The organism is Frankia sp. CoWAU3, from assembly GCF_977971855.1.
In genome coordinates this window covers 2,073-3,643 of the sequence record NZ_CDWWXB010000296.1, presented here as the reverse complement: position 1 = coordinate 3,643, position 1,571 = coordinate 2,073, and the positions used below count along the sequence as shown (strand labels likewise).

The 1,571-nt window shown below is 73.1% G+C and carries 2 protein-coding genes; one reads left to right on the top strand and one right to left on the bottom strand.

Going from position 1 to position 1,571, the window contains the following annotated elements:
• Positions 1–203 (bottom strand): hypothetical protein (locus AC08ON_RS17435; protein WP_476617370.1); only part of this gene is annotated, 203 nt, incomplete at its 3' end.
• Between the two features lie 197 nt (positions 204–400).
• Between AC08ON_RS17435 and AC08ON_RS17430 the strand changes: the two genes are divergently transcribed.
• Positions 401–1,571 (top strand): protein kinase domain-containing protein (locus AC08ON_RS17430; RefSeq protein ID WP_476617369.1); only part of this gene is annotated, 1,171 nt, incomplete at its 3' end.

Below are 1,571 nucleotides of genomic sequence, written 5' to 3'. Positions count from 1 at the left end.
TCTAGGAAACTCCCGCTAGGCGCCGGTAAGTCGCCGTACCAGGGGATGGACGATCTCGGTGGGCGACGGGTCTGCACGGCGGCCGGCGCGGCGGCGACCATCCGGCGGGCACCGTCGCGCCCGGTGCTGCGCACCGTGCCGAACATCGCCGACTGCCTCGTGCTGCTCCAGGCCGGGGAGGCCGACGCCGTCATGACCACCACGGCCATCCTCAACGGGATGGCCGCCCAGGACCCGCGGCTGTACGTTGTCGGACCGGCCCTGTCGGACGAGCCGGACGCGGTCGCCGTCAGCCTCGACCATCCGGAACTGACCCGCTTCGTCAACGGCGTGCTGGCCCGCGCGATCGCCGACGGCACCTGGAAACGGCTGGCCCGGCGGTGGCTGTCGGGACTGACCGATGATGATCTCTCGGTGGGAGGTGGACGCGGTCCTGACCCGGCTGCGTTCGGGGGGCGTTCCCCCTCGCCCGCCCCTCACCCTCAACCCCGATTTCGACCCCGATCTCGACCGAGGAGTGTGCGTGAACGCGGTCATCCCCTGCCCGGAGCCGGACTGCGACGGCGTCGTCGAGGACGGGTCGCGGACCGCACCGAGCCGGCTGGGCGCGGGCCTGGTCGAGGTACCCGGGCCCGACGTTCCCGAGCCCGACGTGCCGGACCCGGCGTCGATGCTGCTGGCGGACCCGCAGATCCCGGAACGGCGGCGGGCCTGTGCCGGGTGCGGCGCGCCGGTGGGACGCGCCCGGGGCCGCCGGCCCACGCGTCCCGAGGGCTTCTGCCCGGGATGCGGCCAGCCGTTCTCGTTCCGTCCCACGCTGCACGCCGGTGACCGCGTCGGGCCGTACGAGATCGCGGGGGCCCTCGCGCACGGCGGCCAGGGCTGGATCTACCTCGCCCGGGACCCGAGCGTCGCGGAGGGCTCCTGGGTCGTGCTCAAGGGCCTGCTCGACTCCGGCGACCGCGAGGCACAGGCCGCGGCCATCGCCGAGCGCCGGTTCCTGGCCTCCGTCGACCATCCGGCGATCGTGCGGATCTTCACCTTCGTCGAGCATGCCGGCACGAGCTACATCGTGATGGAGTACATCGGCGGCACCTCGCTGCGGGAGGTGCTGTGCCGGCGTCGGGCCGACGCCGGCCGGCCCGACCCGCTGCCGGTCACCCAGGCCGTCGCCTACCTCCTCGCGGCGCTGCCCGCCTTCGCCTACCTGCACCGAAACGGCCTGGTGTTCGGCGACTTCACACCCGACAACGTGATGCTCGGCCGGGAGACACCGCGCCTGATCGACCTCGACGCGATCCGTCGCATCGACGACGGCGCAGTAGCCGGAGCCGGCTGCGGCACCCTCGGCTACCAGGCACCCGAGGTGCCCACCACCGGCCCCTCGGTCGCCTCCGACCTGTTCGCCGTGGGACGCACTCTCGCGACCCTCATCCTGGACTTCCGCGGTAACACCTCGACCTACCTGCACACGATGCCACCGGCGGCGGACCATCCCGTCCTCGCCCGGCACGAGTCGCTGTACCGGTTCCTGCTCAAGGCGACCGCGCCCGATCCCGACCGCCGCTTCA